We start from the raw sequence: 25,152 nt of genomic DNA on the forward strand, positions 1-25,152 counted from the left end.
GCCGTGAACCTGCCCGTGGGGCAGGAACGACGCTTGCGTTCGCATGCCGCACGGCCTCAGCAGATCCCCAGGCTTGCGCAATGACAGAGCGCCGCCGACGAAGCTCAAGGCGATTTTCCATCAATGTAAGTATTGTGCAACGCAGGGGCGGGAGGCCGGCTGCGTCAGCCCCAAAACGGGTGGCCCGCTCAATAATGGCAGACTGAAAAGAGCGGCGCCACCAGGTTCGGATGCATGGTTGCTCCGGGTAAGCCGCTGATCTATGTCTGACACTGTTGTTTTGCGTGGGCCCGAGCGGCCGGACCTGCTGCGCCACGAGGTGCTGGCCGATATCTTCGAAGCGACCGCCGCAGCCCATCCCGAACAGATCGCGCTGATCGAGGGACAGGGCGAGCAGCTGCGTCAGTGCAGCTACGCGGAGCTGGACGCCGATGCCAGCCGTGCCGCGCACCGGCTGATCGAGGCCGGCATCCGCCCCGGCGACATGGTGGGCCTGTGGCTGCCGCGCGGCATGGAGCTGCTCACGCTGCAGCTGGCGATCGCCAAGACCGGCGCCGCCTGGCTGCCCTTCGATGCCGAAACGCCCACCGAACGCATCGCCACCTGCCTCGGCGATGCGAATGCCAAGGCGCTATTGATCGCGCAGCGGCAGACGCATCTGGTGCAAGCCCAGGCAGGTATTTCAGCGCAGGTATTCAGCGACACAGCATTGCTGGCGCCGTTGCCGGCGGGCACGGCGCTGCGCCGGCGCGATGGCGCGCAGCCCGGCTATCCGGCCTATGTGATCTATACCAGCGGCTCCACGGGCAAGCCCAAGGGCATCGCCATCACCCAGGGCAGCATCTGCCACTTTCTGCGCAGCGAGAACGCGCGGCTTGGGGTGCAACGGGGCGACAAGGTCTACCAGGGCTTCTCGGTGGCCTTCGACATGTCGTTTGAGGAGATCTGGATCAGCTATCTCGTGGGTGCGACGCTGTGGCTGGCGCCGAGAGAGATCGCCGGTGACCCAGAGGCCTTGCCGCGCGCGCTGGTGGAGCAGCAGGTGACGGTGCTGCATGCCGTGCCCACGCTGCTGGCGCTGTTCGCGCAGGATGTGCCGAGTTTGCGCCTCATCAATCTTGGCGGCGAGATGTGCCCCGAAACGCTGGTGGCACGCTGGGCCAGCCGGGATGGCGGTGGCCACCGGCAGATGTTCAACACCTACGGTCCCACCGAGGCCACGGTGTCGGCCAGCCTGGCCGAACTCAAGGCCGGCGAGCCGGTGACCATAGGCACGCCACTGCCCAATTACGGCCTGGTGGTGGTGCGGGTGATCGAGGCCGACAGCTTTCCGGCCGGCACCGCGCCCGCCCTGGTGGGCTTGCCGCAGGGCGAGGTCGGCGAGCTGTGCATCACCGGCCCCGGCGTGGCTGCCGGCTATCTGGGCCGCCCCGATCTGACGGCCGAGAAATTCCTCGCCAATCCCTGGGCTCAGGGTCCGCACGATACGCGGCTGTACCGCACCGGGGATCTGGCGCGTATCGACGAGCATGGCCAGATCCACTGCCTGGGTCGGGCCGACGACCAAGTCAAGATCCGCGGTTTTCGCGTGGAACTCGGCGAGATCGAGGCCGTGCTGGCGCAGCAGCCGGGCGTCGGAACCACGGCCGTTCTGCTGCGCCAGGACGAGGGCATGGACCAGCTGGTTGCCTTCTATGTGCCCGCCGATGCAGATGCGCTGCCGATGCATTCCGCACTGCGCAATGCCCTGGCCGGGCACCTGCCTCCCTATATGGTGCCCGCGCGATTCGAGGCACTGGCCGAGATGCCGCGCCTGACCTCGGGCAAGATAGACCGCAAGGCACTCAAGGTCCGGCCGCTGTCCGCCGCGATGGATGCTTGCGGCTCCGACCTGCCTGAAACTCCGGCCGAGGAAGTGCTGTTCGCGGCCCTGGCCCAGCTTTTTCCGGGGCAGTCCATACGCCGCGGGCTGGATTTCTTCAGCGACCTGGGCGGGCATTCCCTGTTCGCGGCGCGGCTGACCTCGCTGCTGCGAGCCGATGCGCGCTTTGCCCGGGTTACCGTGAGCACCATCTACCAGCAGCGTCACATCGGCCGGATCGCCGATGCGCTGCAGGCCACCATGCTGGCCGACGATGAGGCTGCAGCCGGTGTTCCGCAGCGGCCCTTCCGCATCCATTCCGCGTGGCGGCGCTGGCGCTGCGGCGTGGCCCAGGCGGTGGCGATTCCTATGCTGGTGCTGATCAAGATGGCGCAGTGGCTGGCGCCTTTCTTCACCTACCACTTCTTTACCGGCGACGAGAACGACTCGGTATGGTTTGCCGTGGCCATGTCGGTGCTGGCCTTCGCGATCGCCACCCTGGCCGAATTCGTGATTGCCTGGGCCGGCAAATGGCTGGTCGCGGGGCGCCTCAAGCCGGGACGCTACCCGCTGTGGGGATGGACCTATTTCCGCTGGTGGTTAGCCGACCGGCTGGTGGAGGCCGTGCCCATCGCGATGATCACAGGCTCCTCGCTGCACCCGCTGTGGCTGCGTGCGCTGGGCGCGAAAGTGGGGCGGGAGACCAATCTCGGCTCGATGACGGTGCGTGTGCCCGACCTGCTGGCCATCGGCGACGGCGTGAGCGTGGGCAATGCCGTGAGCATGGAGAACGCGCGCGTCGAAGGCGGCGAGCTGGTGCTGGGCCGTATCGTCATCGGCAACGAGGTGTGCATAGGCTCGTATGTGGTCGTGGAAGGCAATACCTGTCTCGAAGACTGGGCCCACCTCGAGGGGCAGTCGGCGCTGGCCGACGGCATGGTCCTGCCCGCGCGCAGCATCTGGGCCGGCTCGCCGGCGCGGGCCGTGGGCGAGTTCGACCCCACCAGCCTGCCGCCGCGCCAGACTGCCGGGCGGCTGCGCCAGACCCTGGAGATGCTGGTTTTCCTGGCGGGGGGGCTGCTGGTGGCCACGCTGTTCTTCATGCCGGTGTTCCCGACCTTCATGCTGATCGACGTGCTCGACATCGAGGCGATCTCGGTGCGGCCGTTGCTGGAGCAGGGCGTGGTCGATGCGGGAGGGGCCTTTGTGCTGCGCCTTCTCAAGTTCTTTGTGCTGGCCCTGCCATCCAGCCTGGTGCTGGTGGCCTGCACGGTGCTGGCGGCGGCGCTGGTGCGCTATCTGTTCCTGCCGCGTACGCGGGCCGGCACCTGGTCTGTGCACAGCGGGCGTTACCTGGGCAAATGGCTGGTCAACCAGATCCAGGAGGCGAGCCTGTCCACGCTGCACGGCATCTACGCCACGGTCTACTCCTCCACCTGGTACCGGCTGCTGGGCGCCAAGGTCGGCAAGCAGACCGAGCTGTCCACGGCGCTGGGCGTGGTGCCCGATATGCTGACGCTGGGTGACGAATGCTTTGTGGCCGATGCAGTGATGCTGGGCGACGAGCTCATTGACGGCGGCTGGATGACGGTCAAGCCCACGGTGGTGTCGCGCCGCAGCTTCATCGGCAACGGCGCCTATGTGCCCGATGGCTCGACCATCCCCGAGAATGTGCTCATAGGCGTGATGACTGCCGTGCCACGCAATGCGGACATGAAAAGCGGCGACACCTGGCTGGGGGCACCCGCGATCAATTTGCCGGCGCGGGAGGTCGCACAGGGCTATCCCGAGCACCTGACGTTTGCGCCCTCTGCGTGGCGGCGATTCGCGCGCGGATTGGTGGAGGCCGTTCGCATTGCCGTTCCACATGCGCTGGTGATTGCCGTCGGCTATGCCATTGTGCTGGACGCGATGCCTCTGGCTTCTGAAGAGCGCTGGGGGGCCGTGGTGCTGGACCTGGCCATTTCAGGGGTGGTCTTCGGGATCGTGGCGTTCTTTCTGGTGGCGCTGTTCAAATGGCTGACTATCAGGCGCTACGGCAAGACGGCTGTGCCCATGTGGACACCTTTTGTCTGGCTCTCCGAGGCCGCGACCAATATGTATGAGGGCATGGCGGTGCCCAATTTCCTGCGTTACCTGCGTGGCACGCCCTGGCTGCCACTGGCCATGAACCTGATGGGCTGCAAGATTGCCGCCAGCGTCTATCTGGATACCACCGACATCACCGAGCATGACTGCGTGACGATCGGCGCTCACAGCGAGCTCAATGCGCTGTGCTGCCCGCAGACTCATCTGTTCGAGGACCGGGTGATGAAGATAGACCATGTGTCCATAGGCAGCCGCGTGACCATGGGCGCGCGCTGCACTGTGCTCTACAGTGCCAGCGTGGGCGACGATGTTCAGCTCGGGCCGCTGACCCTGGTGATGAAGGGCGAGACCCTGCCTGCGCGCACACGCTGGGAGGGCGCGCCGGCCGCACCGGCCCGGCGCCGCACCGGGACGGCCTGATGCAGATCCGGCCCTGTCTCTTTGCCGGCGAGCGGCGGGCCGATGCGCCGCAGCTGCGATTGGTACAGGGTCTGGATGCCACAGACCGTGAGAGGGCGCGCGGCCAGGCTAGGGCGGCGCTGCGTACCTGTCTGGCACCGGAGCTGGGCTGTACCGAGGCCGAGCTTGAGGTCAGCAATCTGCGCAACCAGGCACCGCAGCTGTTGCTGCGCGGCAAGCCGCTTGCGGCGCCGCACTGTTCCATCAGCCACGCGCCGGGACTGGCACTGCTGGCCTGGCATGGCCGGGCTGCGGTAGGCGTGGATATCCAGGCCGTGGACGCGACCGTGCCACGCTGCGAGCTGGAGGATGTAGTGCGCCTCTTTCTGAGTCCGGAAACCGCTCGGAAGCTTCTGGATATTGCGCCGGGTACTCTCTTCTTCGAAGCATTTGCGAGGGCATGGACGCAGCACGAAGCCAGACTTAAATGCGCAGGCCTGGGTCTGGCGGAATGGAGCGCCACGCTGCAGGCGCGGCTGACGGGCATGGACTGCGCACCGCTGGAGCCTGCAGCTGGCTATGCGGGCGCAGTGGCCTGGTATGGCGCTGCCGGCAGCGGCGGCCTGCGCTGAACAGGCCGTATATCAGTAGTCCGGTTGCCCAAAAAAAGGCTGCCGGAGGCAGCCTTGGCGGATGAGCACAGTGCTTACTGGAAGCCCAGCGTATGCGGCAGCCAGGTTGACAGCTCGGGGATAAAGGTCAGCAGGCACAGCACGACGAAGTGGGCCAGCAGGAACAGCGGCATCTCGCGCGTCAGCTCGGTGATGGACACGCGTGTGGACACGGCGGTCACGAACAGCAGGCCGCCAACGGGTGGCGTGATCATGCCCAGCGTGAGGTTGACGATCACCACCATGGCGAAGTGTGTGGGATCGATGCCCAGGCTGAAGGCGATGGGCGCGAGAATGGGCACCAGAATCATCACGCCGGGCAGCGGCTCCATGAAGATGCCGAAGACCAGCAGCAGAATGTTCACGGCAATCAGGAACATCACGGGCGAGAGTTCCCAGCTCACGATCAGCTCGGACAGATACTGCGGAATGCCTTCCACCGTGAGCACCCAGGCAAACGCTGCCGAGGTCGCCATCACCAGCAGCACCGAGGCCGTGAGCATGGCCGAGCGTGCCAGGATGCCGGGCAGGGCCGACCACTTGAGCGTGCGGTAGACCCATTTGCCGCAGACCAGGGCATAGAACACGGCCACGACGGAGGCTTCCGTGGGCGTGAAGATGCCGAAGCGGATGCCGACCACGATGAGCACGATGAGCATCAGCGCGGGGATGGCCTTGAAGCTGGTGCTCCACATCTCGCGTGCCGAGGGGCGCGGCTCGGTGCTGCGGTAGTCGCGCTTCTTGCAGACCCACCAGTTGACGGCCGCCATGGCCAGCGCGATGAGAATGCCGGGAATGAAGCCGGCCATGAACAGGCCGCCCACGGACACGTTCTCATCCTGCAGCGCATAGATGATCATGCTGACCGATGGCGGAATGATGGGGCCGACGATGGCGGTGCTGGCCGTCAGCGCGGCCGCATAGGGCCGGCTGTAGCCGGCCTTGTCCATCATCTTGACCATCATGGAGCCGGGGCCGGCCGCATCGGCCAGGGCCGAGCCCGAGATGCCCGAGAACATGGTCAGCGACAGCACATTGGCATAGCCCAGACCGCCGCGCAGATGGCCGACGAACTGGGCGGCAAAGCGCAGCAGCACGGCAGTCAGCGCACCGCCCGACATCAGCTCTGCGGCAAGGATGAAGAAGGGCACGGCCATCAGCGGAAAGCTGTCGATGCCCGTGAACATTTCCTTGAAGACGATCAGCTGTGGATAGCGTCCGCCCACGAAGACCGCCAGGGCTGCCGAGATGGCCAGCGCAAACGCCACCGGAAAGCCCAGCGTGAGCAGGGCGATGATGGCAACAAATAAAGTGATACCCATGGTGTTTCAGTCAATCAGTGATTCATGGCGCAATGCATAAAACTGGCCTGAACCAAGCCAGGGACAGCGAGCAAGGGCCTATGCCGGCCGCGCCGCCCCGCAGCGAGGCTGTCGTCCCCCTTCCAGGGGGAAGGCGCGTAGCGACTCAGGGGGTGTTTCATATCGACGCTGCAGCGTCCGCATCCATTTCATCGGACTCGGCGAAGCTGCCTGCGGTGATGTAGCCGCGTGCGATGAACAGCAGATGGATCAGCATCAGCACAAAGCCCACGGGCATGGCGCCGTAGATGTAGGAGATCGGGATGTCCGTGGCCGCCGTGGTCTGAAAGCGCGTGGCGTACACGTACTGCGACGAGGTCACGGTCATCACGGCAAAGAAGATCGCCAGGATCAGCGCGACAAAGCCGCGCATGGCCTGTGCCTTGCGGGTGCTCACGCTGCGGTGCAGATTGTCGATGGCCACATGGCCGCCAAAGCGCAGCACCAGGCCTGCGCCCAGGAAAGTGACCCAGATCATCATGTGGCGGGCCACTTCTTCGGCCCAGACGATGGAGTCGCCCGTGGTGTAGCGCAGCACCACGTTGGCAAAGACGATGCAGGCCATGGCCAGCAGCAGCAAGATCAGCAGCCAGCGATTGCCGGCCACGAGAATGCGTTCGATACGATCAAGCATAGGAGTGGGGGTGAGCAGAGGCAGCAGCGAAACTTGCCGCCAGAGCCGGCTGCGTCACAGAGTTGAGAGCTGCTTCATCATCGGCAGGAATTGGCGCAAGTCCATTCGTGCTGACCGCAGCCGGGCAAGGACCTGCCTTGCCCAGGAGGGAGAAAAATGCACGGGCCCCTCTTCGCGGAGACAGGCCCATGTCGGCAGTGCTTACTTGACGGCGGTGATGGAGTCCAGCGTCTTCTGGCCGAACTTCTTGGCGTATTCCTTGTACGCGGGCTCCAGCGCGGTGCGGAAAGCGGTCTGGTCGACCTTTTCCACGACCTTCATGCCGTTGGCCTTGGCTTCTTCGACGCCCTTCTTCTCCACGTTGTCCACAAAGGCGCGCGATGCCAGCGCGCCCTTCTTGGCGGCTTCGGTGAAGGCGGTCTTCTGGGCCGCGTTCAGCGATCCCCAGAACGAGGGCGACACGATCAGGGCCATGGGGGCGTAGACGTGGGAGGTCAGGGTCAGGTGCTTTTGCACCTGCCACAGCTTGGCCGACACCAGCACGGAGATGGGGTTCTCCTGGCCGTCAATCGTGCCTTGCTGCAGCGCACCGATGACTTCGGGCCAGGACATGGGAGTGGGCGAGGCACCCAGGGTGCGGAAGGCCGTGATGTGCACGGGGTTCTCGGTCACGCGGATCTTCAGGCCCTTGAGATCGGGCACACCATTGACGGCATGCTTGTTGTTGCTCAGATGGCGAAAGCCTTGTTCGCCCCAGGCCAGCGCGATCAGGCCGCGCTTCTGGAACTTGGCCAGCAGCTCCTGACCAAAAGCGCCGTCCATCACGGCACGTGCGTGCTGGGTGTCGCGGAACAGGAAGGGGATGTCCACTACGCCCACATCGGGCACGAAGTTGCTCAGCGCGCCGGTGGAGACGATGGCGGCTTCCACGGTGCCCAGCTGCAGGCCTTCGATCAGCTCTCGCTCGCCACCCAGGGCGGAGGCGGGGAACTGCTTGAACTTGTAGGCACCGTTGGTGCCTTTTTCCACGCCCTCGGCCCAGGCGTTGGCGGCAGCGCCGTAATGGGAATTGACGGCCAGCGCATAGCCGATCTTGACTTCCTTGCCCTGGGCAAATGCAGTGCCAGCGGTCAGGGCGGCTGTTGCTGCCACGGCCGTGGCGACGAAGGTACGGCGAATCATGCGCATGGTGTTGGTCTCTCAGAAATGTTTTGAAATGAATCAAAAATTGTAGTGAGTGCCAACCGTGGGTTTTTACGCATCCGGGGGTCGTCTTGTACGGGTGGATGCATCGTGTTTGGCGATGGATGGGCATCAAAAAGGCCTCTGTGCCGGCAAGCACGGAGGCCTTTGAAAATGAGAGCTGCTTGCGCTTTCTGTCAAACGATTTCAGATTGTCTTGATAGTGAAATCATTAAGCAATAAGCGGTTGCAGCTACTATTTCTGTTGATCCAGCAAACGATCCACGAGCTGCACAAAACCGTCGCCGCGCTCGGCCGTGGTCACATGGCGTGGCAGATGCCTGAGCTGGGGCACGAAGCGCGCGATATTGGCCACGCCCACGCTGTGGGGCATGTGCTCGAACATCTGCTGGTCGTTGGTCGAGTCGCCGATATACACCCAGCGCGCCAGCGTGGCGTCCAGATCGATGTCGAACAGCTCGCGAGCGATCCAGCGCGCGCCTTCGAGCTTGTTGTGCTCGCCGAACCAGCCGTTGATGTGGATGGAGCTGACGGTGGCATTCATGCCGGCCGCCTTCATGATGGCCACGCATTCATCGATCTGTGTCTGGGGCATGTTCGTGAATTCGCTGTGATCCACGGCGATATCGCATTCGCGGCCGGCCGAGTCCGTGGCGCGTTTGGCGCCTGGCACGGTGGCCTCGATCTGCTTGAGTACCTGCTGCATGCGGGCAAAGTTGCGGGCACGCTCATCGGCAGATTGCTGGTAGAGCTTGTCCAGGCCGCCCTGGGCATTGCGGCGCAGGGCCACGGCACCGTTTTCGGCCACGATGGCGTCCACGGGCCAGGCCGATGCAAACGGCACGCTCCAGCCCACGGGACGGCCGGTGATGGGCACCACTTTCAGACCCGCATCCTTGAGGCGCGCAATGGCGGCCACCACATGCTCGGGCACCACGCCGTCGGTGGTCAGCGTGTCGTCGATATCGGTCAGCACGCCCAGCAGCTTGGCAGGTGTCTGCAGTTCAGACAAAGGGCGCAGAAATTCTTGGCTCACAACAAACTCTCAATGCATTGCAAAAGACGCTTGAACCTGGCGCGGCCCATCGGCGGGACGCCGAGCAAGGGCAGCCCCTTGCGCTCAGGGCGTCGTCCCCCTCCGGCGAAGCCAGAGAGGGGGAAGGCGCGGGGCCGCCTAGGCGAAGCGCCTCAGGGGGATCGCGCTCAGTTCGCTGAGCCTAGTGCCAGGCCCGCATGCTCGCGCAGCGGGTGGAAGTGGATCTTGGGGAAGCGCTCCTGTGCCAGGCGCACGTCATAGGGGCTGGTGCACAGATAGGCCAGGGTGTCGGCCGCATCGTGCGCCAGGCGCATGGGGTAGGCGTTCTCGAACTCGCGCAGTTCGGCGGGCGAATCGGCCGTGATCCAGCGCGCCCCGGTGTACTGGCAGCCTTCCAGGCGGACGTCGCAGTCGTACTCGGTCTTCAGGCGGTGCTGCACCACTTCGAACTGCAGCTGACCCACGGCGCCCAGCAGCATGTTGCCGCCGACATCGGGCTTGAAGACCTGAATCGCGCCTTCCTCGCCCAGCTGCATCAGGCCTTGCTGCAGCTGCTTGGTACGCAGCGGGTTCTTGAGCACCACGGTCATGAACATTTCGGGCGCGAAGAAGGGCAGGCCGGTGAACTGCAGATTGGGGCCGTCGGTGATGGAGTCGCCCAGCTGCACGCCGCCGTGAATCGTGAAGCCGATGATGTCGCCCGCATAGGCCTCGTCGACGGCCTCGCGGCGCTGCGACATGAAGGTCACCACGGACGTGGGACGCAGCTCCTTGCCGGTGCGCTGCACCTTCATCTTCATGCCGGGCGTGTACTTGCCGCTGGCCACGCGCACAAAGGCGATGCGGTCGCGGTGATTGGCATCCATGTTCGCCTGCACCTTGAACACCACGCCTGCGAAGGTCTTGTCTTCGGGTTTGATGGTGACTTCTTCGCGCTGGCGGTTCACTTCGGTGAAGGCAACGCGCGGGCCGGGCGGGGGCGACATGTCGACCACGGCGTTCAGCACCTCCATCACACCGAAGTTGTTCACGCCGGAGCCGAAGAACACGGGGGTCAGCTTGCCTTCCAGAAACGCCTGGTGATCCCATTCGGCCGATGCGCCCTGGGCCAGTTCCATGCTCTCGATGGCATCGTCGTAGGCCTGGCCGAAGCGGGCGCGCAGCCTGTCGACTTCCGTCAGCGGGATGACTTCGAAGTCTTCGGGGCGCTTTTCGCTGCCGGCGGCAAACACCGTCATGCTCTGCGTCTGCAGATTGATGATGCCGCCGAAGCTCTTGCCCTGACCCACGGGCCAGGTGATGGGGCAGCAGGGCATGCCCAGTTCGCGCTCGACTTCGTCCATGATGTCCAGCGGGTCGCGCACTTCACGGTCGAACTTGTTGACGAAGGAGATGATGGGCGTGTTGCGCTGGCGGCAGACCTCGATCAGGCGGCGGGTCTGCGACTCCACGCCGTTGGCCGCGTCGATCACCATCAGCGCCGAGTCCACGGCCGTCAGCACGCGGTAGGTGTCTTCCGAGAAGTCCTTGTGGCCGGGAGTGTCGAGCAGGTTGATCACATGGTCGCGGTAGCTCATCTGCATCACCGACGAGGCCACCGAGATGCCGCGCTGCTTTTCGATTTCCATCCAGTCGGAGGTGGCATGACGCGATGCCTTGCGGCCCTTGACGGCGCCGGCAATCTGGATCGCGCCCGAGAACAGCAGCAGCTTTTCGGTCAGCGTGGTCTTACCCGCGTCCGGGTGGGAGATGATGGCGAACGTACGACGGCGCCGGGTTTCTGGGGCGTATGACACAGTATTGAGAGCTGTAAATACAGCCGGAGAACGCCGGCTGTGACAACAAAAGGTGCGGCGGTTCGTTTGCCGCACCAGGCCCGCACCCATGCAGGGCAGACCTGTGAATAAGTCTTGAGGGCGCTTATTTTAACGGCAGGGCCAATTCATGGAGATGCTCCGGCAAATGCGGGCCCGGCGACGCCATTGAGCGAGGCCGGCGGCTGTGGCTGCCGGCAGATGCACAGCACAATAGGGGCCTTGTCTCCGGTCCTCATTTTCCCGTCATGAACAGCGCCCCGCAGGATGTGAACCCATCCTTACCTGCCCAGTCTCCAGCCTTTGCCGCCCCGGTATGGATCAAGCGCGGCACGCCCGAGTACTGGCGGGTCAGCATGGCGCTGTTCCTGGCGGGGTTTGCCACCTTCTCCCTGCTGTACTGCGTGCAGCCGCTGCTGCCGGAGCTGGCCCACAGCTTTGCCGTCAGCCCGGCCCAGAGCGCGCTGGCGCTGTCGGTATCCACGGCCTGCCTGGCAGGCTCCATCGTGCTGGCAGGGGCCTTGTCCGAGGGGCTGGGGCGGCGCAAGCTGATGTTCATCTCCATGGCGCTGGCGGCGCTGTGCAATCTGCTGGCTTCGTTGATGCCGCAGTGGCATGCGCTGCTGGCTGCACGCGCGCTGGAAGGCCTGCTGCTGGGTGGCGTGCCCGCCGTGGCCATGGCCTATCTGTCCGAGGAGATCGATCCGCCCGGCCTGGGCTTTGCCATGGGCCTGTATGTGGGCGGCACGGCTCTGGGCGGCATGCTGGGCCGGGTCGGCATGAGCGCCATGACCGAGTTCTGGGGCTGGCGCCACGCCATGGCTGCGCTTTCGGTGCTTGACCTGCTGGCCGCCCTGGGCTTTGTCTGGCTGCTGCCCAGCTCGCGCAACTTCATCAAGAAGACCGGGCTGGGGGCCCGGTATCACCTGCAGGCCTGGGGTCTGCATCTGCGCCACCCGGGCCTGCCACTGCTGTTCCTGATCGCCTTTGGCCTGATGGGCGTGTTTGTCAGCATCTACAACTATGCCGGCTTTCTGCTCGGTGCTTCGCCCTATGGTCTGAGCCAGCTGCAGATCAGCCATATCTTCTACGCCTACCTGCTGGGTACGGCGGCTTCGCCGATTGCCGGAGGGCTGGCCGACAGGCTGGGCCGCGGGCCGGTGCTGGTCGCAGGCGCTTTGCTGATGGCCGCTGGCGTGGTTCTGACCCTGTTTCAGCCCCTGGCCGTCATCGTGCTCGGCATCGTCCTGCTGACGGCCGGCTTCTTTGTCGCGCATTCGGTGGCCAGCGGCTGGGTGGGGCGGCTGGCCACGCAGTCCAAGGGGCACGCATCATCGCTATACCTCTGGGGCTATTACATGGGCTCCAGCGTGCTGGGGGCCGGGGCGGGCTGGTTCTGGTCGCGCTGGGGCTGGACGGGCGTCGGCTCCGTGGCCTTGGCTGTGCTGGCTCTGGTCATCGCGCTGGCCTTGCGCGTGCAGTGGCTGGCCGGGGTTGCGGCCGCGAATCGGGCCGCTTCTTGATGCCGTCTTGATATCGGCAAGCCCAATCTCTACCCGTTCTTGACGGGCGAATTTCTACAGTTCCTCCATCGCAATCAAGCCGCGTGAACGGCTTGCGGGAGGAATGAAATGAGCATCACCTGGATCGAAGCCCTGGCCGCCCTGACGGCGCTGGGGCTGTTTGCCTATTTGGGCTATGCGCTGCTGCGCCCCGAGAAATTCTGAAGGGGCTGCCATGCAAGTGCTGCAAGACCTGATTTTTGTGAGCCTGACGGTGGTCTGCTTTGTCGGACTGCTGGGCTTTGTGCGCGCCCTGGCGCGTCTTTGAAAGGGGTACATCATGTGGTTACCCTGGATGGAATTTGCCGCCGTGCTGACTGCGGCAACCTTGCTGACCATACCCATGGGCCAGTGGCTGGCGCGCTGCTTTACCAGCGAGCGTCATGGCTGGCTGGAGCGCCTGAGCTACCGGGTCATGGGCGTGAATCCGCAGGAGCGCATGGGCTGGAAGCGCTATGGCGCCGCTCTGGTCCTGAGCAATGCGCTGATGATGCTGCTGGGTTATCTGCTGCTGCGCCTGCAGGGCGCGCTGCCGCTGAACCCGCTGGAGATTGCGGCGCAGGCGCCCGACCTGGCTTTCAACACCGCAGCTTCCTTCATCACCAATACCAACTGGCAGGCCTACGCGGGTGAGAACAGCCTGAGCAATGCGACGCAGATGGTGGTCATCACCTTCCTGATGTTTGCCGGTGCCACCACCGGTGTCGCCGCGGGCGCCGGTTTTGTGCGCGGTCTGGCGCGGTCAAGCGCACAGGATATCGGCAACTTCTGGGTCGACTTCGTGCGCGTGTTCTGGCGTGTGTTGCTGCCGTTGTCCTTCATCATGGCCCTGGTCTATGTCTGGCAGGGCATCCCGCAGACCCTGCACGCCGAAACCGTGGCGACGACGCTCGAAGGTGGCCGCCAGCAGCTGCTGATGGGGCCCGTGGCCAGCCTGGAGAGCATCAAGCATCTGGGCACGAATGGCGGCGGCTTCTTCGGCATGAATGCAGCCCATCCGTTCGAGAATCCGACGCCGCTGACCAATCTGCTGCACATTCTCTCGATGCTGCTGATCCCGGCCGGCATGACCTACGCCTTTGGCTCCATGCTGCTGCGCCGCAAGCAGGGCTGGGTGCTGTTCGCGGCCTGCATGGTGATGTTCGTCGGCTTTCTGAGCCTGGTGTTTGTGGCCGAGCAAAACGGCAGCCAGCTGCTGGCGCGCGCCGGAGCCGATCAGCAATACAGCCTGACCCAGAGCGGCGGCAATATGGAGGGCAAGGAGCTGCGCTTCGGCATTGCCGATACAGCCTTGTTTGTGGCCACCACGACAGCGGCCACCACGGGTTCGGTCAACGCCATGCATGATTCGCTGACGCCGCTGGGCGGCATCACGCCGCTGGCACAGATGATGCTCAACTGCGTCTTCGGCGGTGACGGCGTGGGGCTGATCAACCTGATTCAGTACGCCATCCTCACGGTGTTTCTGGCCGGCATGATGATTGGCCGTACCCCTGAATTCCTGGGCAAGAAGATCGAGGTGCGCGAGATCAAGCTGGTCATGCTTGCGGTGCTGGTGCCGCCGGCCAGCATTCTGGGCTTCACGGCGCTGGCCGCGCTCTGGCCGGATGCTGCAGCCAGCCTCAACAACCGCGGCCCGCATGGCTTCTCGGAGATTCTCTACGCCTATGCCTCAGCCACGGCCAACAACGGCTCGGCCTTTGCAGGGCTGAATGCCAACACGCCCTTCTTCAACACCACCACGGGCCTGGCCATGCTGGCGGGGCGCTTCCTGACGCTGCTGCCCATGCTGGCCGTTGCCGGCAGCCTGGCTGCCAAGGCCACCGTGCCCGCAGGCCCGGGTACTTTCCCCACGGCCACACCGCTGTTCATGGGTCTGCTGGTGTTCGTGGTGTTGGTGGTGGGCGGTCTGACCTTTCTGCCGGCGCTGGCCCTGGGGCCCGTGATCGAGCACCTGCAAATGCTGGTGGCTCAGCTGTACGCCTAACGTTCTATCCAATCGATGCCAATGGTCTGCAGTCCATGCACGGCTGCAGACCAGGGAGCAAATCATGAAAACATCGACTCAAACTCTTTGCGCTTCCGTGCTGTCAAGCCATGCACAAGCGCAGCCCGAGGCGCAATCCGCCTCCTGGCCACGTCTGCTGGGCAGCAGCGTGCGCACGGCCCTGCTGGTGATGGCGGTCTCCGGCATTGCCTATCCCTTGCTGACCACGGGTGTGGCGCAGGCACTGTTTCCCCATGCAGCCAATGGCAGCCTGATCGAGCGCCAGGGCCGGATCGTGGGCTCTGCTCTGATCGGCCAGCAATTCACCGGGCCGCAGTACTTCCATGGCCGTCCCAGCGCCACGGTCGCTCCCGATCCGAACCAGGACGGGGCAAACATGGCGGATCCCTACAACGCCGGCCTGTCTGGTGCCAGCAACCAGGGGGCAACGCACAAGGACCTGTCCGAAGCCGTGGCGCAGCGTGTCGCGCAGTACCGCGCCGATAACGGTCTGCCCGCAGACCTGGCGGTGCCGGTGGATGCGGTCACGGCGTCGGCATCGGGCCTGGACCCGCATATCTCGATGGCCAATGCCCTGCTTCAGCTAGCTCGTGTGGCGCAGGCACGTCAGCTGCCCCAGGCCAGGCTGCAGGAGCTGCTGGCCCAGGCCACGGAGAAGCGCAGCCTGGGTTTGCTGGGGGAGCCGCGCGTGAATGTGCTGCAGCTCAATCTGGCGCTGGACGCCTTGCAGCCCGCTAGCAGCGCAGTGAAGGAGTAAGCCATGAGCACAAAGAAAATGACGGCAGGCCGCAGCCTGCTCGATGCCAGGCTGGTGAAGTCGGCTCTGGGAGATGCGGTGCGCAAACTCTCGCCGCGTACGCAGTGGGCCAACCCAGTGATGTTTGTGGTGTATCTGGGCGCGATCCTGAGCAGTCTGTTGTGGTGGCAGAGCCTGATGGAGCCGGGCAGCGAGAACAGCGGCTTTGTTCTGGCGATTGCGCTGTGGCTGTGGTTCACCGTGCTGTTTGCCAACTTTGCCGAAGCATTGGCCGAGGGCCGCAGCCGCGCCCAGGCCGCCAGCCTGCGCGGCATGAAGCGCGATACCGTGGCCAAGCTGCTGCAGCAACCGCATTTCGGCAGCTCATGGATTCCCATGCGCGCCAGCGAACTGCGCAAGGGCGTGGTCATCTTCGTGGAAGCCGGCGACACGATTGCGCTTGACGGTACGGTGATAGAAGGCGTTGCTTCGGTGGACGAAAGCGCGATCACCGGCGAATCCGCACCCGTGATCCGCGAGGCCGGAGGCGACTTCTCGTCGGTGACCGGCGGCACGCGCGTGCTGTCGGACTGGCTGGTGGTGGAAGTCACGGTAAACCCCGGCGAGTCGTTTCTGGATCGCATGATCTCCATGGTCGAGTCGGCCAAGCGCCAGAAGACTCCGAACGAGATGGCTCTGACGATTTTGCTCGTAGGGCTGACGCTGGTCTTTCTGCTGGTCATCGTCACGCTGTGGCCTTTCTCGGCCTTTGCGGTGTCACAGGCCGGAACGGGCTCGGTGGTCGGTATTGCCGTGCTGATTGCGCTGCTGGTCTGCCTGATTCCGACCACCATTGGCGGCCTGCTGTCGGCCATTGGCGTGGCGGGCATGAGCCGCATGATGCAGGCCAATGTCATTGCCACTTCGGGCCGGGCCGTGGAGGCTGCCGGTGATGTGGACGTGCTGCTGCTGGACAAGACCGGCACCATCACCCTGGGAAACCGCCAGGCCTGCGAGTTTCTGCCGGCTCCCGGAATGAGCGCCGCGCAACTGGCCGAAGCCGCACAGCTGTCATCTCTGGCAGATGAAACACCTGAAGGCCGCAGCGTGGTGGCTCTGGCCAGGGAGCGCCATGGCTTGCCCGATCGCAGCAGTGCGGATTTTCCGGGCGAGTTCGTCCCCTTTACCGCACAGACGCGTATGAGTGGGGTGGATCTGCAGAGCCCGCAAGGCTTGCGCAGCTTGCGCAAGGGAGCCGCCGATGCCGTGCGCCGGCATGTCGAGGCGCTGGGAGGCAGCTTCCCGGCTCAGGTGCAACTGTCCGTGGATAACGTCTCGCGCAAGGGCAGCACGCCTTTGGTGGTGGCCGATGGCGCCAAGGTGCTGGGCGTGATCGAGCTCAAGGACATCGTCAAGCCAGGCATGCGTGACCGATTTGCCGAACTGCGCCGCATGGGCATAAAGACGGTGATGGTGACGGGCGACAACCCGCTGACGGCAGCTGCCATTGCCGCCGAGGCCGGGGTGGATGACTACCTTGCCGAAGCCAAGCCCGAAGACAAGCTGCAGCTGATCCGCTCGCACCAGGCGGCGGGCCGCCTGGTGGCAATGACGGGGGACGGAACCAACGATGCGCCGGCCCTGGCCCAGGCCGATGTGGCCGTGGCCATGAACAGCGGCACCCAGGCTGCCAAAGAGGCCGGCAACATGGTGGATCTGGACAGCAACCCCACCAAGCTGATCGAGGTGGTGGAAACCGGCAAGCAGATGCTGATGACACGCGGCGCGCTGACCACCTTCAGCATTGCCAACGATGTGGCCAAGTATTTCGCCATCATTCCGGCCGCCTTTGTGGGCACTTATCCGCAACTGGCCTCGCTCAACGTGATGCAGCTGCACAGCGCGGATTCCGCGATCCTGAGTGCCGTGATCTTCAATGCACTGATCATCATCGCCCTGGTGCCGCTGGCCTTGCGTGGTGTGCAGTATCGCGCCGTGGGTGCGGCCCTGCTGCTGCGCCGAAACCTGCTGATCTATGGCCTGGGCGGGCTGATCGTGCCGTTTGTGGGCATCAAGCTCATCGACATGCTGCTGACCGTTCTGGGCCTCGTCTAAGTCCTATCCAGGCCTTGCTCTCTCGTTTCTCTGGCTTGTCCGCGTCCCCGGCGGGCGCGGCAAGTCTGATCTGTTTGCTTCACCATCATGCGTCTTTCCCTTCCCCAAAAAACATTTCACACATCGCGTTCCTGGGTCATCAGCTCTGCGTTGTTGATGACTGCCTTGAGCTGTGCCAATTCCTCTGCTGCCGAGGAGGCAACAGCGCAATCTGCTTCTGAAACCACAGCTGCTGTGCCGGCCGACAGCAAGTCTTCCCTGACCGGCTCGCTGAGCCTGATCAGTGACTACCGCTTTCGCGGCATCTCGCAGACCTGGCAAGGTGCGGCCGTGCAGGGCGCAGTGGAACTGGCCTTGCCCAAGGGCTTCTATCTGGGCACGTCGCTGTCCAATGTCTCTACCAACAGCTACGGCCGGGGCCAGGGGCTGGAGCACGATATCTATGGTGGCTGGCGCGGCGAGCTCGTGCCTGACTGGTTGCTGGATGCCGGGGTTTTGCAGTACCGCTATCCCGGCGCCCGCCTGGGCGCAAGCGATGGCAGCAGCAAACGCTTTGACACCACCGAGCTCTATCTGGGGACGACTCATGGTGGTCTGAGCATCAAATGGTCTGTGGCGCTGACGCCTTATTTCGGCCTGGGCGAGAGTACCGCCGACTCGGCGTTCGCCACTGCGCTGCAACCAGCGGGCAGCAGTCGCGGCAGCCAGTATCTGGATCTGAACTATCAGCATCCGCTGGGCGATCTCGCCACCTTGGGCCTGCATGGCGGCTATACCTGGGTGCGCAACTACAGCGATGTTTCCTATGCCGACTGGCGCATCTCGCTATCCAGGGCCTGGGGCCCATGGACAGCATCGCTTGCGTACGCGGGCACCTCGGCCGATGCCAGGTACTACAGCGCCGTCAACAGTCGTGGCCAATGGCGTGATCTGGCGCGCAGCGGCTGGCTGCTTGGCCTGAGTGCCGGGTTCTGACCGGGCTTGAGTGATACGCTGATCGCCTGATGCCTTCATCCACACCTTCATCCGCCGCGCAGCGCCCCGACCCCGACGCGTTGGTCGCTCAACTTCAGGCAGACCGGCAGCGCGCCCATCTCGGCAAGCTGCGCATCTACTTCGGCTCCAATGCCGGAGTGGGCAAGACCTATTCCATGCTGGCGGCCGCGCAGCGCGAGCGGCAGGCCGGGCGCAAGGTTCTGGTGGGGCTGGTGGAAACGCATGGCCGTGCCGAGACCGAGCAGCAACTGCATGACCTGGAGCTGCTGCCGCGGCGCACGCTGGCCTACCAGGGCAGGCAGCTGGACGAGTTCGATCTCGATGCAGCTCTGGCACGCCGCCCGGAGGTGCTGCTGCTCGACGAGCTGGCACACAGCAATGTGAGCGGCTCACGCCATCCCAAGCGCTGGCAGGATGTGCAGGAGCTGCTGGAGGCGGGTATCGAGGTGTGGACCACGCTCAACGTCCAGCACCTGGAAAGCCTCAATGATGTGGTGGGCGGCATTGTGGGCATACAGGTCCATGAGACCGTTCCCGACCATATCTTTGACGATGCCGACGAGGTCATCGTGGTCGACATTCCACCCGAAGAGCTGCTCAAGCGCCTCAAGTCGGGCAAGGTCTATCCGCTGGAGCAGGCCGAGCGGGCCTCGCGCAACTTCTTTCGCCAGGGCAATTTGCTGGCACTGCGCGAGCTGGCCTTGCGCCGCACGGCAGATCGTGTCGATGAAGACATGCGCGACTACCGCCGCGAGCGCTCCATCGGCGATGTCTGGCCCACGCGCGAGCGCCTGCTGGTGGGCGTCGGCGGCCGCGCCGGTGACGATGCCCTGGTGCGCCAGGTGGCACGCCTGGCAAGGCGGCTGGAGGCCGACTGGGTGGTGGTCTACGTGGATGCTCCGGAGCGCCAGCATCGGCCTCGGGCGGCGCAGGAGGCCGTGCTCAAGACCCTGGCGCTGGCTGCGCGCCTGGGCGCGGAAACGGCCACGATTCCAGGTGCCCATGTGGCCCAGGCTCTGGTGGACTTTGCGCGTGAGCGCAATGCCAGTCATCTGGTGCTGGCACGTGTGCATGAACCTTTGAGCCGCTGGCTGCGCTGGCGTGCCTCCAGCCTGTCCGAACAGATTGCGGCGCTGGATCCCGGCCTGGACGTGCTGCTGCTGTCCGTCAAGCAAAGCAAGAATGACAGCACCTTGCGATTGCCGGCGGCGCGTGAAAAGACCATTCCGTGGAAGGGCTACGCGGGCGTGACCTTGGCATGCCTGGCCGCTACGGCGGTGGCGGAGCTGCTGCTGCGGGTGTTCGACCCGGCCAATGTGGTCATGCTTTTCCTGCTGGTGGTGGTGCTGTCCGCCGTGCGCTGGGGGCGCGGCCCCGGAGCATGGGCGGCCCTGTTGTCGGTGCTGCTGTTCGATTTTTATTTTGTGCCGCCGCGCAACTCTTTCAGCGTCAACGATACGCAATACCTGTTCACCTTCAGCCTGATGCTGGGTGTGGCCCTGGTCTGCGGCCAGCTGACGGCGCGGCTGCGCCACGAGGCGCGCGTGGCCGCAGAGCGCGAACGACGTGCCGGCGCGCTGGCCAGGCTGGCGCGTGATCTGTCGGGTGCGCTGACGCAGGAGCAGGTCACGCAAATTGCGCTGGCTACGATTTCAGGCGTTTTTGATGCCCAGACCGGGCTGCTGGTGCCCGATGCCGATGAGCGCTTGCAGCTGGCGCATGGCAGCGAAGCCCAGATCGACACCAGCGTGGGTCGCTGGAGCATGGAGCATGGCCAGATGGCCGGCCACGGCACCGATACCCTGGCTGCCGCGCCGGCGCTTTATGTACCGCTGATGGCGCCCGTGCGCTCGCGCGGCGTGCTGGTGCTGCAGTTGCGTGCGCCGCAACGATTGCGAGTGCCTGAGGAGCGACGCCTGCTTGAAGCCTGTGCCAGCCAGATCGCCCTGGCATTGGAGCGTGTGCACTTTGTGGAGGTGGCGCAGCAGACCCAGATCGCCATGGAGGGCGAGCGCATGCGCAACACCTTGCTCTCGGCTGTCTCGCATGATCTGCGTACGCCGCTGACGGGCATTCTGGGTGCGGCCCAGGCGGCCTTGCCGCATGCGCCGCAAGGGCCGGCGCATCATATGCTGGTGCAGATTCGCAATCAGGCTCAGGCGCTGCAGCAACTGGTGGACAACCTGCTGGCCATGGCGCGCCTGCAGCAAGGCGGTGTGCAGCTCAAGCGCGAATGGCTGCCGGTGGACGAGCTGGTGGGTAGCGCGCTGGCGCAGATGCGCGAGCGACTGGCCGCTCATGTGCTGCAGACCTCGCTGCCGGCAGATCTGCCCTTGCTGCAGCTCGATGCCGTGCTGATGGAGCGTGTGCTGGTCAATCTGCTGGACAACGCCATCAAGTACACGCCCGAAGGCACGACGATCACCATGGGCGCCAGCGTGACCGACGGCGACTGTGTGCTGAGCGTGCAGGACGCGGGGCCGGGCCTGCCCGGGCATCTGTCGGCTGAGCAACTGTTCGAGCCGTTTACCCGTGGGCAGGCGGAGAGTGCCGTGTTTGGCATGGGGCTCGGGCTGGCTCTGGCTCAGCGCATTGTGCAAGCCCATGGCGGCAGATTGCGGGTGGCGGCGGCAGACCCCGGGCCGGGCACCATTTTCAGCGTACACCTGCCCGTGCCCGAGCAACCGGCCATGGACGAATGAGCCGACAATCTCGTGCATCAATTGAAATCCCGACATGACGAGCTCCGCCCCCCGCATTTTGCTGATTGAAGACGACGCCAGCATCCGCCGCTTTGTCCGCCTGGCACTGGAGGACGAAGGCTGGCAGGTGTTCGAGTCCGAAACCGCCAGGCGCGGCCTGATCGAGGCCGCCAGCCGACAGCCCGACGCCGTGGTGCTGGACCTGGGGCTGCCCGATGCCGATGGCAAGACCGTGATTGCCGAGCTGCGCGGCTGGAGCCAGTTGCCGATTCTGATCCTGTCCGCGCGCGAGCGGGAAGAGGAAAAGGTGGCGGCGCTGGACGCCGGTGCCGATGATTACCTGACCAAGCCCTTTGGCGTGCCCGAGCTGCTGGCCAGGTTGCGCGTGATGCTGCGCCGCCGCCAGCAGGCATCGGCGGCAGACAAGCCCGGCAACTGTGCGCGTTTCGGCGCGGTGGAGGTGGATCTGGCGGCGCACGATGTCAAGCGTGACGGAGTGGCCGTGCACCTGACGCCCATAGAGTTCCGTCTGCTGGCGACGCTGATTGCCGGCCATGGCAAGGTGCTGACGCATCGCCAGCTGCTGCTGCAGGTCTGGGGGGCGGAGTATCTGGACCGCCCTCACTATCTGCGCGTGCACATGGCCAACCTGCGCCAGAAGATAGAGAGCGATCCGGCCCAGCCCCGGCATCTGGTAACCGAGTTGCAAGTCGGTTATCGCTTGGTGGGCCTGGAAGGCTGATTCCCTTATAATCGCCCTCCATCCGAGGAGCGTTGCAGCGTTCCCCAGCCAGCCATGAGCTGGTCTGCGCGGGGCGTGAGGCTCGGATTTCATCCCGCAACGACGCTCGCCCACGCTTTCTGTGCGGTGAGCCGGTTTATTCCCCCTCTGCTGCAGAACGTGGTTTTTCATTCAAGATTTGGAGAAAACCATGAACGCTGCCGTGCGCTTCAACCCCGCTGATTCGGCCATTACCGATATTTCCCTGGCTGCCTGGGGCCGCAAGGAAATCAGGATCGCCGAAACCGAAATGCCCGGTCTGATGGCCGTGCGCGAGGAGTTCGCCGCTGCCCAGCCCCTGAAGGGCGCGCGCATCACAGGCTCGCTGCACATGACCATCCAGACGGCCGTGCTGATCGAGACGCTGACGGCTCTGGGCGCACAAGTGCGCTGGGCCTCGTGCAACATCTTCTCGACCCAGGACCACGCAGCTGCCGCCATCGCCGAAACCGGCGTGCCTGTCTACGCCATCAAGGGCGAGTCGCTGGAAGACTACTGGAACTACACCCACTCCATCTTTGAATTCGGTGCTGCCGGCACCGAAGGCGAAGGCCCCAACATGATCCTGGACGACGGCGGCGATGCCACCATGCTCATGCACCTGGGCAAGCGCGCCGAGAAGGACCTGTCCGTGCTGGCCAACCCCGGCTCGGAAGAAGAGCGCATCGTCTTCGCCGCCATCAAGGCCAAGCTGGCCGTGGACCCCACCTGGTACAGCCGCAAGTCGGCCCAGATCATGGGCGTGACCGAGGAAACCACCACCGGTGTGCACCGCCTGAACGAAATGTCGGCCAAGGGCACGCTGCTGTTCCGCGCCATCAACGTCAACGACTCGGTGACCAAGTCCAAGTTCGACAACCTGTACGGCTGCCGCGAATCGCTGGTGGACGGCATCAAGCGCGCCACCGACGTGATGATCGCCGGCAAGGTGGCTTGCGTGGCCGGCTACGGCGACGTGGGCAAGGGCTCCGCCCAGGCTCTGCGCGCGCTGTCGGCCCAGGTGTGGGTGACAGAGATCGACCCCATCAACGCCCTGCAGGCCGCCATGGAAGGCTACAAGGTCGTGACCATGGAATACGCTGCCGACAAGGCCGACATCTTCGTGACCACCACCGGCAACAAGGACATCATCCGCCACGAGCACATGGTTGCCATGAAGGATCAGGCCATCGTCTGCAACATCGGTCACTTCGACAACGAAATCGATGTGGCTTCGATCGAAAAGTACAAGTGGGAAGAAGTGAAGCCCCAGGTGGACCAGATCGAGTTTCCCGACGGCAAGAAGATCACCCTGCTGGCCAAGGGCCGTCTGGTGAACCTGGGCTGCGCCACCGGCCACCCCAGCTTTGTGATGTCCAACTCCTTCGCCAACCAGACCCTGGCGCAGATCGAGCTGTTCACCCGCCCCGATGCCTACGAAGTGGGCAAGGTCTATGTGCTGCCCAAGATCCTGGACGAAAAGGTCGCCCGCCTGCACCTGAAGAAGGTCGGTGCCATGCTGACCGAGCTGAGCGACGAGCAAGCCGCTTATATCGGCGTGAGCAAGCAAGGCCCTTACAAGCCTGAAACTTACCGCTATTAATAGCACCCCCTGAGGCGCTTTGCGCCTTCCCCCTCTCTCTCTACGCGCTGCGCGCTAGGGGAGGGGGACGACAGCTTTGCTGCGCGGCGGCGCTTGCTCGCTGTCACTTTGCTAGGCTCTGCCAGTATTAGTGAGCGGCTGTCGTTATTTAAATTTAATAGCTGCTTGCGCACGTTATATATAGATTTCAGGTGAATATTTATCTGAAATCAGGATGTATCAAGCGAAAGCAGCTATCTCAAAAGATTTCTTTGCCCGCTGCACCTTTGTGCAGCGCCTGGCGCCGGTTTATTTCAAAGGAAGCGACGCTATGCGCGCAGATGTTTTTCTGGTTGAAGCAGGTCATGCTGCCACCCGTTCCCAGGCCCAGCGCCTGATCGCCTCGGGTGTGGAGTGGCGCCTGACGCCGCTGGCGCCCTGGAAGAAGGTGGCCAAGAACGGCGATGACATTCCTGCCGGTGCCGAGCTGCAGCTGCTGGACGCCGCCGAGGCCAAATACATCTCGCGCGGCGGGCTCAAGCTCGAAGGCGCGCTGGCCGCGACCGGCCTGAGCGTCAAGGGTTTGCGCTGTCTGGACGTGGGCCAGAGCACGGGCGGCTTCACCGATTGCCTGCTGCAGGCCGGTGCAACCCAGGTCATCGGCATCGACGTGGGCCACGGCCAGCTGCATGAGTGCCTGAAAAATGACGAGCGCGTGGTCTGCGTCGAGGGCTTCAACGCCCGCGCGCTGACGCCCGAGCTGCTGGAAAAAGCCTGCGACGAGGCGCTGTGCGAAGTCATCGAGGAAGAAGAGGACAACGACACCCAGCCCGTCGCTCCCTATGCCTGGATGCGCAACGGCGGTCAGGTCGATGAGGACTATGACGACAGCGACGATGCCAAGGAGCAGGATGTCGAGAGCTTCAAGGCCGAGCGCGCCGCCAAGGCCAAGGCCAGGGCCGAGGGCCTGGCTCCGGTGGAACTGCGCCGCAAGCCCGGCACCGAGAATATCGACATCAGCCCGGCCTTTGATTTCGTGACCGGAGATCTGTCCTTCATCTCGCTGACCCTGGTGCTGCCTGCCGTGGTGCAGCTGCTCAAGCCCCATGGCCAGCTGCTGATGCTGGTCAAGCCCCAGTTCGAGCTCCAGCCCGGCCAGATCGGCAAGGGCGGCATCGTGCGCGACACTGCCTTGTACGCCGAGGTCGAAAAGCGCATTCGCGACTGCCTCGGCGATCTGGGGCTGAGCGTCAAGCAGTGGCTGGACTCGCCCATAGAAGGCGGCGACGGCAATCACGAATTCTTTGTCTGGGCCCAGCAGGGCGCTGAAGTCAGGGCTCCGGCCCCGGCCGTTGCAGACGAAGCGGCTGCGGCCAGGCCTGCCGTCAAGGCGGCCGCCAAGCGCCCTTCGCGTGCCGACATCAAGGCCCAGCGCGCCAAGCAGGAGCTGTATGAAGACCCCGAGGTGGCCAGCTTCGGCCAGCCCGGCCCGGCCCGCAGCAAGCAGAAAAAGCGAAACGAGCGCTGAGCAAAAAGCGCAACGAGCGTTGAGTAGAAAGCGCAAGCAGCGCTGAGCACAAGAGCGTGGCGGGTGCCGAGTCTTCGGAGCCCGCCCATGACCCAG

Annotated in this window: 17 protein-coding genes and 1 riboswitch; of the genes, 12 read left to right on the forward strand and 5 right to left on the reverse strand. The window is 64.4% G+C overall.

Translation table 11 applies throughout. The features are described from left to right. Positions 1–262 precede the first annotated feature (262 nt). Together NOX35_RS03070 and NOX35_RS03075 are read left to right on the forward strand one after the other, a co-directional pair. Entirely contained in the window at positions 263–4,369 is a 4,107-nt protein-coding gene (locus NOX35_RS03070; protein ID WP_256495678.1) for a Pls/PosA family non-ribosomal peptide synthetase, read from the forward strand. Next, the gene (locus NOX35_RS03075) at positions 4,369–4,980 is read left to right on the forward strand and encodes a 4'-phosphopantetheinyl transferase superfamily protein (RefSeq protein ID WP_182285562.1); all 612 of its coding nucleotides are present in this window, start codon (positions 4,369–4,371) and stop codon (positions 4,978–4,980) included. The genes NOX35_RS03070 and NOX35_RS03075 overlap by 1 nt, the downstream gene beginning before the upstream one ends. A gap of 74 nt (positions 4,981–5,054) precedes the next feature. Here NOX35_RS03075 and NOX35_RS03080 read toward each other — a convergent pair whose 3' ends face one another. From NOX35_RS03080 to NOX35_RS03100, 5 genes are all read right to left on the reverse strand, one after another. Then, a complete protein-coding gene (locus NOX35_RS03080) occupies positions 5,055–6,341 on the reverse strand; it encodes a TRAP transporter large permease (protein WP_003073074.1) in 1,287 nt (428 codons plus the stop codon). 157 nt (positions 6,342–6,498) lie between these two features. Beyond that, positions 6,499–7,014 carry a TRAP transporter small permease gene (locus NOX35_RS03085; RefSeq protein ID WP_256495680.1) on the reverse strand — a complete coding sequence of 172 codons (516 nt, stop codon included), beginning with the start codon at positions 7,012–7,014 and terminating at the stop codon, positions 6,499–6,501. A gap of 201 nt (positions 7,015–7,215) precedes the next feature. Beyond that, the gene (locus tag NOX35_RS03090) at positions 7,216–8,202 is read right to left on the reverse strand and encodes a TRAP transporter substrate-binding protein (protein WP_034364127.1); all 987 of its coding nucleotides are present in this window, start codon (positions 8,200–8,202) and stop codon (positions 7,216–7,218) included. A 250-nt stretch (positions 8,203–8,452) separates the two neighbouring features. Continuing rightward, a complete protein-coding gene (locus tag NOX35_RS03095) occupies positions 8,453–9,253 on the reverse strand; it encodes an HAD-IIB family hydrolase (RefSeq protein ID WP_256495681.1) in 801 nt (266 codons plus the stop codon). Positions 9,254–9,420: 167 nt separating this feature from the next. Continuing rightward, entirely contained in the window at positions 9,421–11,049 is a 1,629-nt protein-coding gene (locus NOX35_RS03100; RefSeq protein ID WP_182285564.1) for a peptide chain release factor 3, read from the reverse strand. Positions 11,050–11,315: 266 nt separating this feature from the next. Between NOX35_RS03100 and NOX35_RS03105 the strand changes: the two genes are divergently transcribed. The 10 genes from NOX35_RS03105 (at position 11,316) to NOX35_RS03150 (ending at position 25,056) form a co-directional block, all read left to right on the forward strand. Next, the gene (locus NOX35_RS03105) at positions 11,316–12,590 is read left to right on the forward strand and encodes an MFS transporter (protein ID WP_256495682.1); all 1,275 of its coding nucleotides are present in this window, start codon (positions 11,316–11,318) and stop codon (positions 12,588–12,590) included. 108 nt (positions 12,591–12,698) lie between these two features. Beyond that, positions 12,699–12,794 carry a K(+)-transporting ATPase subunit F gene (kdpF, locus tag NOX35_RS03110; RefSeq protein ID WP_003059029.1) on the forward strand — a complete coding sequence of 32 codons (96 nt, stop codon included), beginning with the start codon at positions 12,699–12,701 and terminating at the stop codon, positions 12,792–12,794. A 115-nt stretch (positions 12,795–12,909) separates the two neighbouring features. After that, on the forward strand, positions 12,910–14,616 hold the full coding sequence (gene kdpA / locus NOX35_RS03115; RefSeq protein WP_256495683.1) for a potassium-transporting ATPase subunit KdpA: 1,707 nt from the start codon (positions 12,910–12,912) through the stop codon (positions 14,614–14,616). A 64-nt stretch (positions 14,617–14,680) separates the two neighbouring features. After that, on the forward strand, positions 14,681–15,394 hold the full coding sequence (gene kdpC / locus NOX35_RS03120; RefSeq protein WP_305881699.1) for a K(+)-transporting ATPase subunit C: 714 nt from the start codon (positions 14,681–14,683) through the stop codon (positions 15,392–15,394). A gap of 3 nt (positions 15,395–15,397) precedes the next feature. Further along, entirely contained in the window at positions 15,398–17,488 is a 2,091-nt protein-coding gene (gene kdpB / locus NOX35_RS03125) for a potassium-transporting ATPase subunit KdpB (protein ID WP_182285568.1), read from the forward strand. Between the two features lie 87 nt (positions 17,489–17,575). Next, positions 17,576–18,463, forward strand: a complete 888-nt coding sequence (locus NOX35_RS03130; RefSeq protein ID WP_256495684.1) for a TorF family putative porin — start codon at positions 17,576–17,578, stop codon at positions 18,461–18,463. 29 nt (positions 18,464–18,492) lie between these two features. After that, the gene (locus NOX35_RS03135) at positions 18,493–21,186 is read left to right on the forward strand and encodes a sensor histidine kinase KdpD (protein WP_182285570.1); all 2,694 of its coding nucleotides are present in this window, start codon (positions 18,493–18,495) and stop codon (positions 21,184–21,186) included. A 34-nt stretch (positions 21,187–21,220) separates the two neighbouring features. Further along, positions 21,221–21,928, forward strand: a complete 708-nt coding sequence (locus tag NOX35_RS03140; RefSeq protein WP_182285571.1) for a response regulator — start codon at positions 21,221–21,223, stop codon at positions 21,926–21,928. Between the two features lie 18 nt (positions 21,929–21,946). Beyond that, a riboswitch (S-adenosyl-L-homocysteine riboswitch) is annotated at positions 21,947–22,043 on the forward strand. 75 nt (positions 22,044–22,118) lie between these two features. Continuing rightward, positions 22,119–23,549 carry an adenosylhomocysteinase gene (gene ahcY / locus NOX35_RS03145; protein ID WP_054074378.1) on the forward strand — a complete coding sequence of 477 codons (1,431 nt, stop codon included), beginning with the start codon at positions 22,119–22,121 and terminating at the stop codon, positions 23,547–23,549. Between the two features lie 310 nt (positions 23,550–23,859). Further along, a complete protein-coding gene (locus NOX35_RS03150; protein ID WP_256495685.1) occupies positions 23,860–25,056 on the forward strand; it encodes a TlyA family RNA methyltransferase in 1,197 nt (398 codons plus the stop codon). Positions 25,057–25,152 lie beyond the last annotated feature (96 nt).

This window comes from Comamonas sp. C11 (assembly GCF_024496285.1).
Taxonomy (GTDB): domain Bacteria; phylum Pseudomonadota; class Gammaproteobacteria; order Burkholderiales; family Burkholderiaceae_C; genus Comamonas; species Comamonas testosteroni_F.